Here is a 12,324-nt window from a genome sequence, read left to right on the forward strand (position 1 = left end):
CGAAACGGCGTCAGCGTGTCAGTTCGAAGTGCCGCTGTCTGCGGGTGGGGCCGTATCTTCCGGGGCGGCGGTGTCGGCCGGCGCCGCGCCGCCGGCGGGCGCGGCCTCCGTCGCGACCGGGGCTTCCTCGGTCAGCGCGCCGTCCGTCCAGGTGCCTGCGGCGGTTTCACCGGTCGCGTAGCGCATGATGCCCTCGCCCTGACGCTTGCCGGCCTTGAACGTGCCCTCGTAGACATCGCCATTGGCGTAGGTCGCGACGCCCTGGCCGTCGATCTCGCCCGCCTTCCAGCCGCCGGTATAGCGGAAACCGTCCGGCATCACGATCTCGCCCTCGCCCTCGCGCTGGCCGGCGACGAATTGGCCGGTATAGACGGTGCCGTCGGCATAGGTCGCCAACCCCTGCCCCTCACGCTGACCGTCCTTCCACGAGCCCGCATAGGAATAGCCGTCGGGATAGGTCATCGTGCCCTGGCCGTCGTTCTTTCCGGCGACGAAACCGCCTTCGTAGACGAGGCCATTGGCATAGGTCGCGCGGCCCTGCCCCTCGATCACGCCATCCTTCCAGTCGCCTTCGTAGGTCGCGCCGTCGGCATAGGTGATCTTGCCGGCGCCATTGGCGAGGTCGCCCGCGAACCCGCCCTCGTAGACCGATCCGTCGGGATAGGTCACACGTCCCTGCCCCTCGATCCGGCCCTCGACCCAGTCGCCGTCGTAGACATAGCCGTCGGTGCCGCGGAAGACCCCCTTGCCCTGACGCTGATCGGCGGCGAAACCGCCTTCGTAGACGTCGCCATTGGCATAGGTGACCTTGCCCTGACCCTGGCGTTTGCCGTTCACGAGCTGGCCTTCATAGACATCGCCGTTGGGCTGGGTAAGCTTGCCCGCGCCGTTCATCTGGCCATCGACCCAGGCGCCTTCGTAGGTCAGCCCGTCGGCCAGCGTCAGCTTGCCCTGACCGGCCCGCTGGCCGCGCAGCATGTCGCCCTCGTAGACCGCGCCGTCGGGATAGGTGATCTTGCCCTTGCCCTCCTTGACGCCGTTGATCCAGTCGCCCTCGTAGGTATAGCCGCCGGGGCTTTCCATCTTGCCCTTGCCGTGATGAAGCGCCTTCTGGAACCCGCCGGTATAGGTGACGCCATTGGCGTAATGGGCCACGCCTTCGCCCTGGATCTCGCCATCGACCCAGTCGCCTTCATAGGTCCCGCCATCCGCGAAGGTGATCTTGCCCTTGCCGTGCGGCTTGCCCCTGACGAACGCCCCTTCGTAGAGAGAGCCGTTCGGGTATCGCGCGGTGCCCTGTCCGAGGATCTCCCCCTCGACCCAGTCGCCGGAATATTCATAGCCGTTCGGAAGCTTGTAGGTTCCCCGCCCGTGCTGCTTGCCGTCCTTGAACGTGCCTTCGTAGATGCCGCCGTCGTCGTATTCCTTGGTCACGACGTCCTGCGCAAGGGCCAGACCCGCCGACATCAGGGCGACCGCCGTCAGCACCGCCCGTATTCCCGTACCGCCCGTCAGCCTCATGGTCCGTTCCGCCTTTTCGTTCGCACTCGTTCCCGGACGGAGCAATCTGGCACCGGGAACCGTTCACCACCGGCCCGGCCCGTCGCCTCCACCCGCCGGGAACCCTAAATCCCGCTTGGCCCGCTGACAAGTCACTCGCCGCCCCCGTGCGGAACGCGCGCCCGGCCGGGGCCGGCCGCCGCAATCTCATGGCTTTTCCTCACCGGCAGGTCTGGTAAGAGGGTGGGGTCCAAACTCTGGGAACGCGCATGTCCGGAAGATTTCGCCTGACACTGGCACAGCTTAACCCGACCGTGGGGGCGCTTTCGGCGAACGCGGCGAAAGCCCGCGAGGTGTGGGCTGAGGGCAAGGCGGCCGGTGCCGACATGGTGGCGCTGACCGAAATGTTCGTGACCGGCTACCAGACCCAGGACCTGATCATGAAGCCCGCCTTCGTCGCTGATGCGATGGCGGCGATCGAGGCACTCGCGGCGGATTGCGCCGACGGACCCGCGCTTGGCATCGGCGGCCCCTGGCGCGACGCGTCGGGGCAGCTTTACAACGCCTACTGGGTGCTGAAGGGCGGCAAGGTCGTCGCGCGCGTCCTGAAACACCATCTCCCGAACGATACCGTCTTCGACGAGGAGCGGGTGTTCGTCTCCGCCCCCGTCAGCGGCCCCTATGCCATCGGACCCGTCCGCATCGGTACGCCGATCTGCGAGGATGCCTGGTACGACGATGTGACCGAAACCCTCGCCGAGACCGGGGCGGAGATCCTTCTCGTCCCAAACGGCTCGCCCTACTACCGCAACAAGTACGACCGGCGGGTGAACCTGATGGTCTCCCGCGTGATCGAGACGCGGCTGCCGCTCATCTATCTCAACATGGTCGGGGCGCAGGACGACCAGGTCTTCGACGGGGCGAGTTTCGTGCTCAATCCCGGCGCCGACCTCGCGGTGCAGATGCCGCCCTTCGCCGAATGCGTGACCCATGTCGACTTCGAGCGCCACGAGCAGGGCTGGCGCGCGGTGCGGACCGAACTCGAACCACTCCCCGACGAATGGGAACAGGACTACCACGCGATGGTCGTCGCCTTGCGCGACTATTGCGGCAAGACCGGCTTTGGCAAGGTGCTGCTCGGCCTCTCGGGCGGGGTCGATTCCGCGCTGGTCGCCGTTATTGCCGCCGACGCGCTCGGGCCGGAGAACGTGCGCTGCGTCATGCTGCCGTCGGAATACACCTCTGTCCATTCGCTCGAGGATGCCAAGGCCGTGGCGCAAGCGCTCGGCTGCCGGCTCGACACCGTGCCCATCGACGGCGCGCGCGACGCGGTCGAAAGCGCGCTGGCGCCACTCTTTGAAGGAACCGCGTCCGGCATCGCCGAAGAGAACATCCAGTCGCGCCTGCGCGGCCTCATGCTGATGGCGCTCTCGAACAAGTTCGGCGAGATGCTGCTGACCACCGGCAACAAGTCCGAGGTCGCGGTCGGCTACGCCACGATCTACGGCGACATGGCGGGCGGCTACAACCCGCTGAAAGACCTCTACAAGATGCGGGTCTTCCAGACCTGCCGCTGGCGCAACGAAACCCACCGCGCGTGGATGAAGGGCCCCGAGGGCGAGGTGATCCCGGTCCGGGTGATCGACAAGGCGCCGTCCGCGGAACTGCGCGCCGACCAGAAGGACGAGGACAGCCTGCCGCCCTACGCCGTCCTCGACGCGATCCTCGAACGGCTGATCGAGGGCGAGCAGTCGGTGGCCGAGATCGTCGCGGCGGGGTTCGACAAGGCCACCGTCAAGAAGGTCGAGCACCTGATCTACATCAGCGAATACAAGCGCTTCCAGTCGGCGCCGGGCCCGCGCCTGACCCAGAAGGCCTTCTGGCTCGACCGCCGCTATCCGATCGTCAACCGCTGGCGCGACCAAGGCTGAGTCGCCTCACGCGCCGCGTCCCGGGCCGCCCCCCGCAGCCGCGCGGGGGGCCGGCGGTCGGCTCACGGGAAGTTGGCTTTCTGGAAATCGGTCCGCTCGACCTTGTTCGACACGGCCGGGATCGTTTTCAGGAACGCCACCACCGCGTCGAGGTCCCCTTGCGTCATGTTGGCGAACCACTGGACCGGCATCGGCGGCGAGACATGGCCGCCATCGGGCCTGACACCGCTAATGATGGCGTTGCGGATCTCGTCATCCGACCATCCGCCGATCCCGGTCTCGGGGTCGGGCGTGATGTTGGGCGTCGTCGCGGTCACGCCGGGCGCGAGAGTGATGAGCATGCCGCCCGCCCCCAGCCTGGCCAGGTCGGGTCCGGTCGGCCCCATCGGCGTGTGGCATTCGAAGCAATGGGCGACGGCCTCCACGAGATAGCCGCCATAGGCGACCGGATCGTCGGCGGACGGCGCCGGCGCCCCCTTGGCGGGCGGCATCGCCTGCAGCGGGATGTTCCAGGTCGATTCGCCGACCTCGTGGTTCACGGCCGGGAGCGTCCGCAGATAGGCGACGATCGCCTTCACATCGTCGTCGGACATGTTGTTGTAGGTCGGAACCGGCATCGGCGGAAAGATCACCTTGCCCTCGGGATCGACGCCTTCGCGGATGGCCTTGATGATCTGGTCGTCCGTCCAGTCGCCGATGCCGGTTTCGGTGTCGGGCGTGATGTTGGCGGTATAGACGTCGAAGGCCGGGTCGACGATGTGGAACCCGCCCGCGAATTCCATGCCCGCAGGGATCGTGAAATCGGGATTGCGCGTCGCATGACAGTTCGAACAGGCCGCCGGCCCGTTGACGAGGTACTCGCCCCTCTTGACCAAAGCCTCGTCCTGGGCCCGGACCGGCAGGCCAAGCGCGAGTAGCGCCGCAGCGGATGCCGCGGCCACGGAATACACAGACATTACGTTCCCTCCCTGGGCTGTCTCGTTTTGGACATGCGACCTGAACGGTCAGGGAGACGGGAGACTGATGCTTGTGGACACTGGAACTGTACTGGTGTTCGCTTGCTGGCTCGAAGACGGATCAGGTCTGACGCCCAAGCCCATTTACGCCCGTTTCCGTCGCGCGCAAAACGGTCTTTGGGTCGCGGCCGAAAATGCAACTAGCGGGTGCGCGACCACTGCGGGACGCGCATCGCACCGGAAGAAAGGCGCAGACATGGCACTGCTGCACACCAGTCGCCCCGCCGCACGAACGGCGGGCAGGGCAAAGCCGAGGAGATCCTGCCCTATCCGCATCCGAACATCCGGATCGTCAAGACCAGGAGCGGCAGCACGGTCACCACCAAGGTGAACACGCTCCACCTCGACGGCCTTGGGTGAGGCGCGCCCGGGTGATCGTCCGGTGGAGGAACGCCAGCGCCGAACGCCCGGAGCGAAGGCGACGGGCCGGGACGGCCCGCGCCGTCACCGACGAGAACGGCGAGGTCACCGAACGCACCGCCTACCGCCCCTTCGGCGAGGAGACCCCCCTGACCCCCGTCACCGCGGTCGGCCTGCCCGAGACCAAGGGCTTCATCGGCGAACGCTTCGACGACACATCGGGGCTCCAGTACCTCAACGCACGCTACTACGACCCCAAACTCGCCATGTTCATACAGCCAGACTGGTGGGAGGTCACAAAGCCGGGGGTCGGGACGAACAGGTACAGCTACAGCTTCGGGGATCCGGTGAATGGACGGGATCCGGGGGGGCACGCCAAGAGTACAATGGTAGGTAGGCTTCTAGACAGACTGTTCGGAGGCGGATCTAATCTAACGAGAAATGCCGCATCCGAGGCAGCATCTAAGGCCGTCATAGAAAAAGGTATGAGGGTTCTTCGAGACAATGCGGTTAAGGAAGCGTGGCGCCAAGAAGCTGAACTTGTCAAGCGGACTGGCCGTGGTACGAGGAAATGGACAAAGAAGGAGATTGAGGAGCTTCTCTCGAAAGGGCAAGTTTCCGGGTATCAAGGGCATCATATCAACAACGTCGCACACAACCCAGAGCTAGCTGGAATGGCGGACAATATCCGATTCTGCAATGTTTGTGAACATAGGGGTGCGCATCCCGGAGGCTACAACCTTGAAACCAGCGGCGAGATGATTAACCGCGGGGAAGTCTATGAAGCAGCCACCGGAGAGAAGATGCCAGGGGCGGCGGCCTCCGATCTAACGTTCGATGACGTCATGAGGGATGCGGCTACGGCAGCAGAAAACGCTTCTGACTCAAGCCTCGGAGCAAGTGTAATTGAATTTCTCGAACCTCCGCAGATGATGTTCATTGATATGTTTCTCGGCGATGCAATCTATCGCCAAATGTACTGTCCCGATCGGAAGATGTGCAGCTAAGTAATCAGGTTTGGCGCCTCTAAATAAACTGTGGGTGTGTCGATGACGATATACGATCTAGAAAATCTTCTATGTGCAAAAAACCAATTGGAACTACTTCGCTACGACGACGGATCCACTACTATTGGGAGAGGGAACTCATTCGGTGAGAAAAGATGGATGCATATTTTGTTTGCCCCTTGCGGAGTCTCGCAATTGGAAAATTTACGGGAAAGATTCCCAACAATTTCGAGCTTCCCGTATTTTGACAGCTTGAAATCACTCAATGGATGTGACTTGTTCTTCGGCGGCCTAACGCTTTATGGAGTCCGTGTTCCATTTAAGAAAGGTAATGTGCCGTATTTTGTTTTTGATATTTTCGAACACAACGAGGATTTTTTCCAACTCGGGCTGCAAAGAGGGCGGTTAGTGGTTGGCTCGATCGCGAATGATGGAGAGTATCATATCGTGCAATATCCAGACGGACGAATTGAAGAAGTTGAACGCGACAGTGGGGAGAAAACGAGACAATGGCCCGACTTAAAGACATTTCTCTCCCGAGAAATTTTGAGACTCTCCAAGTCTAACGGCGGCGGGCTAGATCCATAGACAAATGTCAAACGGAAAAGTATTTCAGATTGCGCTCACAATTTGCGCATAAATTGCGCACCCACCTTCAGTTCCACCCTCAGCCTCCGCCCCACCGGCGCCCCCTCGCGTCCCCGCCCGGCACATTTCGCACAGCCCTCGTCCTGACACCTCCGGCACCAAACCCCGACCAGATCCTGCGCCAGAACGCCGCGCAGCACCTCCCGCACCACGAAGTCCGGCACGCCAAGATCGACCAGCCGCGTCACCGCCCCCTCCGCCGAATTGGTGTGGAGCGTCGAGAGCACCATGCGCCCGACCTGCGCGGCCCTACATGCGATCTCCGCCGTCTCCTCATCCCGGATCTCGCCCACCAGGATCACGTTCGGATCGTGCCGCAGCACCCCGCGCAGCACCCGCGCGAAGCTCAGTCCGATCGCCTCATGCACCTGCACCTGCTGGATGCCGGGCAGGGAGTATTCGACCGGGTCCTCCACCGTTACGACCTTCCGCGCCTTCGTGTTGAGGTGCGACAGCGTGGTTTTGAGCGTCGTTGTCTTGCCCGATCCGGTCGGCATCTTTGTATCCCCATCTGTAGCTACGGAAAAACTACGCGCACCCTACGCGGAAACGACGCGACGGATACGCCGCCTCTGGACCGCCGGCCGGCTTCCTCCTAGCCTCGCTCTCAGGAAGGGGCCGGATGACACGCTATCTCCTCAGACGCCTGATCTCGCTCGTCCTGAGCCTTCTCGTCGCGAGCCTCGTGATCTTCGCGGTGATCGAGGTCGTGCCCGGCGATCCCGCCTCGTACATGCTCGGCCTCAACGCCCAGCCGGAAACGGTGGCGGCGCTGCGGGACCAGCTTGGGCTGAACGAGGCGGTGCCGGTCCGGTATCTCAGCTGGGTCGCCGGCATGGCGCGGGGCGATTTCGGCCTGTCGTACACCTACAAGGTGCCGGTCTCCGACCTTATCGCCCAGCGGCTCGTGGTCTCGCTGCCGCTCGCCATCTATGCCCTTGTTCTGGCGACGATTATCGCCTTCCCGGCCGGCCTTGTCGCCGCCGCCCGCCGGGGCCGGGTGGCGGATGCGGCGGTGATGGGGGCGACGCAGGTCGGCATCGCGCTGCCGAATTTCTGGTTCGCGATGCTGCTCGTCCTCGCCTTCGCGCTTCACTGGCAGGTCTTTCCCGCCGGCGGCTTTCCCGGCTGGGACAGCATCGGCGCCGGCCTTCGCGCCCTCACGCTCCCCGCCGTCGCCCTCGCGCTCCCGCAGGCGGCGATCCTCGCCCGGGTGCTGCGGTCGGCGCTGATCGAGACGCTCGGCCAGGACTATATCCGCACGGCCCGCGCCAAGGGCCTGACGCGCGGCCAGACGATCCTGCGGCATGCGCTGCGCAATGCCATGATCCCGGTGCTGACCATCCTCGGCATGCAGTTCTCCTTCCTCCTCGCCGGAGCGATCATCATCGAGAATGTCTTTTATCTTCCGGGGCTTGGGCGGTTGATCTTCCAGGCGATCACCCAGCGCGACCTCATCGTCGTCGAGAGCGTCGTGATGATCCTCGTCTTCGCGGTGATCCTCGTGACCTTCCTGACTGACCTCGCCTATGCGGCCATCGACCCCAGGCTGAGGAAACGGGTATGAGGGTGCCGCTCCTCCTCGGTCTGATCCTGTCGGCCACGGCCCTCATCGCCGCCGCGATCTCGCTGTTCTGGACGCCCTATGACGTCACCGCCCTCGCCATCGCCGAGAAGCTGAGACCGCCCTCGGCGGCGCACTGGCTCGGGACCGACCATTTCGGCCGGGACATCGGCTCGATGCTGATGGCGGGCGCTCAGACCTCGATCGCGGTAGCGCTTGTCGCGGTCGGCATCGGCATGGGGCTCGGCGTGCCTCTCGGCCTTCTCGCGGCGGCCCGGCGCGGCAGCCTTACAGACGAGGTGGTGATGCGCGGCAACGACCTCATCTTCGCCTTTCCGTCGCTGGTCATCGCCATCCTCATCACGGCGGTCTTCGGACCCTCCGCCCTGAACGCGATCCTTGCCATCGGCGTCTTCAACATCCCGGTCTTCGCACGGGTTACACGCGGCGGCGCGCTCTCGCTCTGGACGCTCGACTTCATCCGCGCGGCCGAGGTCGCGGGCAAGGGCCGCGCCCGCATTTCCGCCGAGCATATCCTGCCCAATATCGCGAACCTCCTCATCGTGCAGGGCACGATCCAGTTCAGCCTCGGCATCCTGGCCGAGGCGGGGCTCAGCTATGTCGGCCTCGGCGCGCAACCGCCGACGCCCTCTTGGGGGCGCATGCTGGCCGAGGCGCAGACGATGGTGACGCTCGCGCCTCATGTCGCGATCTTCCCAGGCCTCGCCATCGTCTTCACCGTCCTCGGGCTCAACCTGCTCGGCGACGGCTTGCGCGATCATCTCGACCCAAGGCTGAGGCGCGCGAGATGAGCCTTCTTGCGGTCCGCGACCTCTCGCTTGCGATCCACGGGGCGCCGATCCTCTCCGACGTTTCCTTCGACATCGCCCCCGGCGAGACCTTCGGCCTTGTCGGCGAAAGCGGGTCCGGCAAGTCGATGACGGCCCTCGCGCTGATGGGCCTCCTGCCGCACGGGGCCGCGACCTCCGGCAAGGCGGCGTTTCTCGGGAACGACCTCCTCGGCCTTCCCGAACGCGCCCTGACGCGGCTTCGCGGCAACGAGATCGGCATGATCTTTCAGGAGCCGATGACGGCGCTCAACCCGATGAAGACGATCGGCGATCAGGTCGCCGAAACGCTGCTCATCCACCGCGCCGCCTCGCGCGGCGACGCCCGCGCGGTTGCACGGGAAATGCTCGCCCGCGTCGGGTTGCCGGAGGACCGCTTCCCCCTCTCTCTCTATCCGCATGAGCTGTCGGGCGGCCAGCGCCAGCGCGTCGCCATCGCGATGGCCATCGCGCTCCGCCCCAGGCTTCTCATCGCCGACGAACCGACCACGGCGCTTGACGTGACCACACAGGCCCAGATCCTCGACCTCCTCGCGGGTCTCACCCGGGAGGAGGAGATGGCGCTTCTCCTCATCACCCATGACCTCGCCGTCGTCGCCGGGCGGACCACGCATACGGCGGTGATGCAACAGGGCCGGATCGTCGAACAGGGAGAGACCGAACCCCTCTTCCGCGCCCGCAGCCACGACTACACCCGCCGCCTCTTCGCCGCCTCCGAGCACCGCCCCGAGCGGCGACCCCGGGCCCGTCCCGAACCGCTCCTCGAGGTGGACGCGGCGACGCGCGACTACCTTCTGCCGCGCCCTTCCCCCCTCGCGCCGCACCCGGTCCTGCGTGCGGTGGACGGCGTGTCGCTCACCATCGCCAAGGGCGAAAGCCTCGGCCTTGTCGGCGAAAGCGGCTGCGGCAAGTCCACGCTGACCCGCGCGATCCTCGGCCTCGACCCCCTGCAATCGGGCGCGATCCGCCTCGACGGGGGCGAGGTGACCGCCGGGCACACGATGCCGCGCGCGCTTCGCGCCCGGATGCAGGTGGTGTTCCAGGATCCCTATGGCAGCTTCAATCCGCGCCACCTTGTCGGCCGGCTTGTCGCCGAACCCTTCCACCTGACCGGCACGCCGCCGGACGCGGAGGCGCGCGTCGCGGCCGCCCTCGAAGAGGTCGGCCTGAAAGCCGAAGACCGGCGGAAATATATCCACGAGTTCTCCGGCGGCCAGCGCCAGCGCATCGCCATCGCAAGGGCGCTGATCATACGGCCCGACCTCATCGTCCTCGACGAGGCGGTCTCCGCCCTCGACGTCCGGGTCCGCGCGCAGATCCTCGATCTTCTCGCGCGGCTTCAGGAAAGCCACGGACTTGCCTACCTGTTCGTCAGCCACGACCTCTCCGTGGTGCGCTCGATCACCGACCGGGTGATGGTGATGCAGGCGGGCAGGATCGTCGAGGAAGGCGCGACCGAGACGGTCTTCGCAAATCCCCGCCATCCCTATACCCGAAAGCTCATCGCCGCGACGCCGGTGATCCCCGCCGACTGGAAGGAAGAGACCCATGCAGATTGACCGGCTCTGGTTCGACCCCGCCGAAACGCTGATCGGGGGCCGCTGGCGGGCAAGCGCCAGCGACGCCCGCCTGCCGATCGAGGACCCCTCGACGGGGTCCGAGATCGGGCTGGTCGCCCGGGGCGGGGCCGCCGACATCGACGAGGCGGTCGCGGCAGCAGAGGCCGCCCGTGCCGGCGCGTGGGGGCGGATGACGGCAGCCGAACGCGGACGGATCCTCGCGCGGATCGGGCAGATGGTCCTCGCCCGCGCCGACGACCTCGCCGTGCTCGAGGCGACCGATGTCGGCAAGCCCCTGAAGCAGGCGAAGGCCGACGCGCTCGCCCTCGCCCGCTACATGGAATTCTACGGCGGGGCCGCCGACAAGCTGATGGGCGAGACGATCCCCTATCTCGACGGCTACACCGTTTACACGCTGCGCGAGCCGCACGGGGTGACGGGACATATCGTGCCCTGGAACTATCCGATGCAGATCGTCGGCCGCTCGGTCGGCGCGGCGCTCGCGATGGGCAATGCCTGTGTCCTCAAACCGGCCGAGGAAGCCTCGCTCACCGCCCTCGCCTTCGCCCGGATAGCGACCGAGGCCGGGCTTCCGGCCGGGGCGCTCAACGTCGTTCCCGGCCTCGGCGAGGAAGCGGGTGCGGCCCTGAGCCAGCATCCCGGCGTCCATCATCTCAGCTTCACCGGCTCGGTCGCCGTCGGCAGCCTGATCCAGGCGGCGGCGGCCCGCAACGTCGTGCCGGTGACGCTGGAGCTTGGGGGCAAGTCGCCCCAGGTCGTCTTCGCCGACGCCGATCTCGACGCAGCGCTGCCCTTCCTGGTGAGTGCCGGCATCCAGAATGCCGGCCAGACCTGCTCCGCCTCCTCGCGCATTCTTGTCGAACGCAGCCGCTACGACGAGGTCGTGGAGCGCATGGCCGAACGTTATCGCACCCTGAAGGTCGGGCGGGCGATGGACGATCTCGACATCGGCCCGCTCATCTCCGCCCGCCAGAAGGAGATCGTCGAGGGATTCCTCGCCATGGCGCCCGACGGCTCGGTTGCGGCGCACGGCACGATTGCCGCCGATGCGCCGGCCGGCGGCCACTACGTCGCCCCGACCCTCCTCGCCGGCCCCGGCCCCGACCATCCGCTGTCGCGGGACGAAATCTTCGGCCCGGCGCAGGTGGTGATCCCCTTCGATGGTGAGGACGAGGCAGTGGCCATCGCCAACGGCACCGATTACGGCCTCGTCGCCTCGGTCTGGAGCGAGAACGGCGCCCGCCAGATGCGGCTCGCCAAACGGCTGCGGGCCGGGCAGGTCTTCGTCAACAACTACGGCGCCGGCGGCGGGGTCGAGCTTCCCTTCGGCGGGGTCGGCAAGTCCGGGCACGGGCGCGAGAAGGGATTCGAGGCGCTTTATGGCTTTTCGGTCCTGAAAACCGTCGCGGCACGGCACGGCTAAGCAGGGCTTTGACGGCGATCAAGGCTTCTGGTGGCGCCGCGCGTAGCCTGTCGCACGGGTGAAACAACGTCAAAAGGACCGCAGGATGGAGAATGTCGAACGCCTTCTCAAAGGCACGGTGGAAGAACTGGAAAAGCTCCTGAACGCCAAGAACGTCCTCGGCGACCCGATTGAATGCGACGGCGCGACCATTATCCCGATCGTCAGCTACGGCTTCGCCTTCGGGGCCGGGGGCGGCGCGGACGCGAAGAAGAGCGAGGGCGGAGGAACCGGCGGCGGCGGCGGGATCAAGCCGCTCGGCGCGATCATCGTCGACAAGGACGGGGCACGGGTCGTCGGCATCCACGGCGCGATCTCGACCGTCGCGCAGATGCTCGGCGAGGTCGCGGCGAAGGCACTCGACAAGGCCGTTGGCGTGGCGGCGTCCAAGGCCGGCGGCTGACCTCC

12 protein-coding genes are annotated in these 12,324 nt (G+C 65.9%); 9 read left to right on the top strand and 3 right to left on the bottom strand.

Going from position 1 to position 12,324, the window contains the following annotated elements:
• Window positions 1–18 precede the first annotated feature (18 nt).
• A complete protein-coding gene (locus V5734_RS17255) occupies window positions 19–1,521 on the bottom strand; it encodes an MORN repeat-containing protein (protein ID WP_432759639.1) in 1,503 nt (500 codons plus the stop codon).
• Between the two features lie 248 nt (window positions 1,522–1,769).
• Here V5734_RS17255 and V5734_RS17260 point away from each other — a divergent pair, with 248 nt between their 5' ends.
• The gene (locus V5734_RS17260; RefSeq protein WP_347310845.1) at window positions 1,770–3,431 is read left to right on the top strand and encodes an NAD+ synthase; all 1,662 of its coding nucleotides are present in this window, start codon (window positions 1,770–1,772) and stop codon (window positions 3,429–3,431) included.
• Between the two features lie 62 nt (window positions 3,432–3,493).
• On the opposite strand, the gene V5734_RS17265 is transcribed toward V5734_RS17260, so the two are convergent.
• Window positions 3,494–4,387 carry a cytochrome c gene (locus V5734_RS17265; protein WP_347310846.1) on the bottom strand — a complete coding sequence of 298 codons (894 nt, stop codon included), beginning with the start codon at window positions 4,385–4,387 and terminating at the stop codon, window positions 3,494–3,496.
• Window positions 4,388–4,594: 207 nt separating this feature from the next.
• Between V5734_RS17265 and V5734_RS17270 the strand changes: the two genes are divergently transcribed.
• The 3 genes from V5734_RS17270 (at window position 4,595) to V5734_RS17280 (ending at window position 6,402) form a co-directional block, all read left to right on the top strand.
• Window positions 4,595–4,807, top strand: a complete 213-nt coding sequence (locus V5734_RS17270; protein WP_347310847.1) for a hypothetical protein — start codon at window positions 4,595–4,597, stop codon at window positions 4,805–4,807.
• Between the two features lie 11 nt (window positions 4,808–4,818).
• Window positions 4,819–5,814 carry an RHS repeat-associated core domain-containing protein gene (locus V5734_RS17275; RefSeq protein WP_347310848.1) on the top strand — a complete coding sequence of 332 codons (996 nt, stop codon included), beginning with the start codon at window positions 4,819–4,821 and terminating at the stop codon, window positions 5,812–5,814.
• Between the two features lie 159 nt (window positions 5,815–5,973).
• Window positions 5,974–6,402: a hypothetical protein gene (locus tag V5734_RS17280; protein ID WP_347310849.1), complete on the top strand. Its 429-nt coding sequence runs from the start codon at window positions 5,974–5,976 to the stop codon at window positions 6,400–6,402.
• Between the two features lie 35 nt (window positions 6,403–6,437).
• On the opposite strand, the gene V5734_RS17285 is transcribed toward V5734_RS17280, so the two are convergent.
• Window positions 6,438–6,959 carry a GspE/PulE family protein gene (locus V5734_RS17285; protein WP_347310850.1) on the bottom strand — a complete coding sequence of 174 codons (522 nt, stop codon included), beginning with the start codon at window positions 6,957–6,959 and terminating at the stop codon, window positions 6,438–6,440.
• 125 nt (window positions 6,960–7,084) lie between these two features.
• On the opposite strand from V5734_RS17285, the gene V5734_RS17290 reads away from it, so the two are divergent.
• The 5 genes from V5734_RS17290 to V5734_RS17310 all read left to right on the top strand — a co-directional run bounded on the left by V5734_RS17290 (window position 7,085) and on the right by V5734_RS17310 (window position 12,319).
• Window positions 7,085–8,029 carry an ABC transporter permease gene (locus tag V5734_RS17290; RefSeq protein ID WP_347310851.1) on the top strand — a complete coding sequence of 315 codons (945 nt, stop codon included), beginning with the start codon at window positions 7,085–7,087 and terminating at the stop codon, window positions 8,027–8,029.
• Window positions 8,026–8,838 carry an ABC transporter permease gene (locus tag V5734_RS17295; RefSeq protein WP_347310852.1) on the top strand — a complete coding sequence of 271 codons (813 nt, stop codon included), beginning with the start codon at window positions 8,026–8,028 and terminating at the stop codon, window positions 8,836–8,838. Before V5734_RS17290 ends, V5734_RS17295 begins: the two co-directional genes overlap by 4 nt.
• Window positions 8,835–10,433 (top strand): ABC transporter ATP-binding protein, encoded by a 1,599-nt coding sequence (locus V5734_RS17300; protein WP_347310853.1) that lies wholly within the window; start codon window positions 8,835–8,837, stop codon window positions 10,431–10,433. The genes V5734_RS17295 and V5734_RS17300 overlap by 4 nt, the downstream gene beginning before the upstream one ends.
• A complete protein-coding gene (locus tag V5734_RS17305; protein ID WP_347310854.1) occupies window positions 10,423–11,877 on the top strand; it encodes an aldehyde dehydrogenase family protein in 1,455 nt (484 codons plus the stop codon). The genes V5734_RS17300 and V5734_RS17305 overlap by 11 nt, the downstream gene beginning before the upstream one ends.
• An 85-nt stretch (window positions 11,878–11,962) precedes the next feature.
• A complete protein-coding gene (locus V5734_RS17310; RefSeq protein ID WP_347310855.1) occupies window positions 11,963–12,319 on the top strand; it encodes a GerW family sporulation protein in 357 nt (118 codons plus the stop codon).
• The last annotated feature ends 5 nt before the right edge of the window (window positions 12,320–12,324 follow it).

The sequence above is a fragment of the Defluviimonas sp. SAOS-178_SWC genome (genome assembly GCF_039830135.1).
Classification (GTDB): Bacteria; Pseudomonadota; Alphaproteobacteria; order Rhodobacterales; family Rhodobacteraceae; genus Albidovulum.

What these genes read in the sequence shown, in the direction of transcription:
- V5734_RS17255 (WP_432759639.1), bottom strand. Translation starts at nt 1,521, where the DNA reads ATGAGGCTGACGGGCGGTACGGGAATACGGGCGGTGCTGACGGCGGTC.
- V5734_RS17260 (WP_347310845.1), top strand. Translation starts at nt 1,770, where the DNA reads ATGTCCGGAAGATTTCGCCTGACACTGGCACAGCTTAACCCGACCGTG.
- V5734_RS17265 (WP_347310846.1), bottom strand. Translation starts at nt 4,387, where the DNA reads ATGTCTGTGTATTCCGTGGCCGCGGCATCCGCTGCGGCGCTACTCGCG.
- V5734_RS17280 (WP_347310849.1), top strand. Translation starts at nt 5,974, where the DNA reads ATGCATATTTTGTTTGCCCCTTGCGGAGTCTCGCAATTGGAAAATTTA.
- V5734_RS17285 (WP_347310850.1), bottom strand. Translation starts at nt 6,959, where the DNA reads ATGCCGACCGGATCGGGCAAGACAACGACGCTCAAAACCACGCTGTCG.
- V5734_RS17290 (WP_347310851.1), top strand. Translation starts at nt 7,085, where the DNA reads ATGACACGCTATCTCCTCAGACGCCTGATCTCGCTCGTCCTGAGCCTT.
- V5734_RS17295 (WP_347310852.1), top strand. Translation starts at nt 8,026, where the DNA reads ATGAGGGTGCCGCTCCTCCTCGGTCTGATCCTGTCGGCCACGGCCCTC.
- V5734_RS17300 (WP_347310853.1), top strand. Translation starts at nt 8,835, where the DNA reads ATGAGCCTTCTTGCGGTCCGCGACCTCTCGCTTGCGATCCACGGGGCG.
- V5734_RS17305 (WP_347310854.1), top strand. Translation starts at nt 10,423, where the DNA reads ATGCAGATTGACCGGCTCTGGTTCGACCCCGCCGAAACGCTGATCGGG.
- V5734_RS17310 (WP_347310855.1), top strand. Translation starts at nt 11,963, where the DNA reads ATGGAGAATGTCGAACGCCTTCTCAAAGGCACGGTGGAAGAACTGGAA.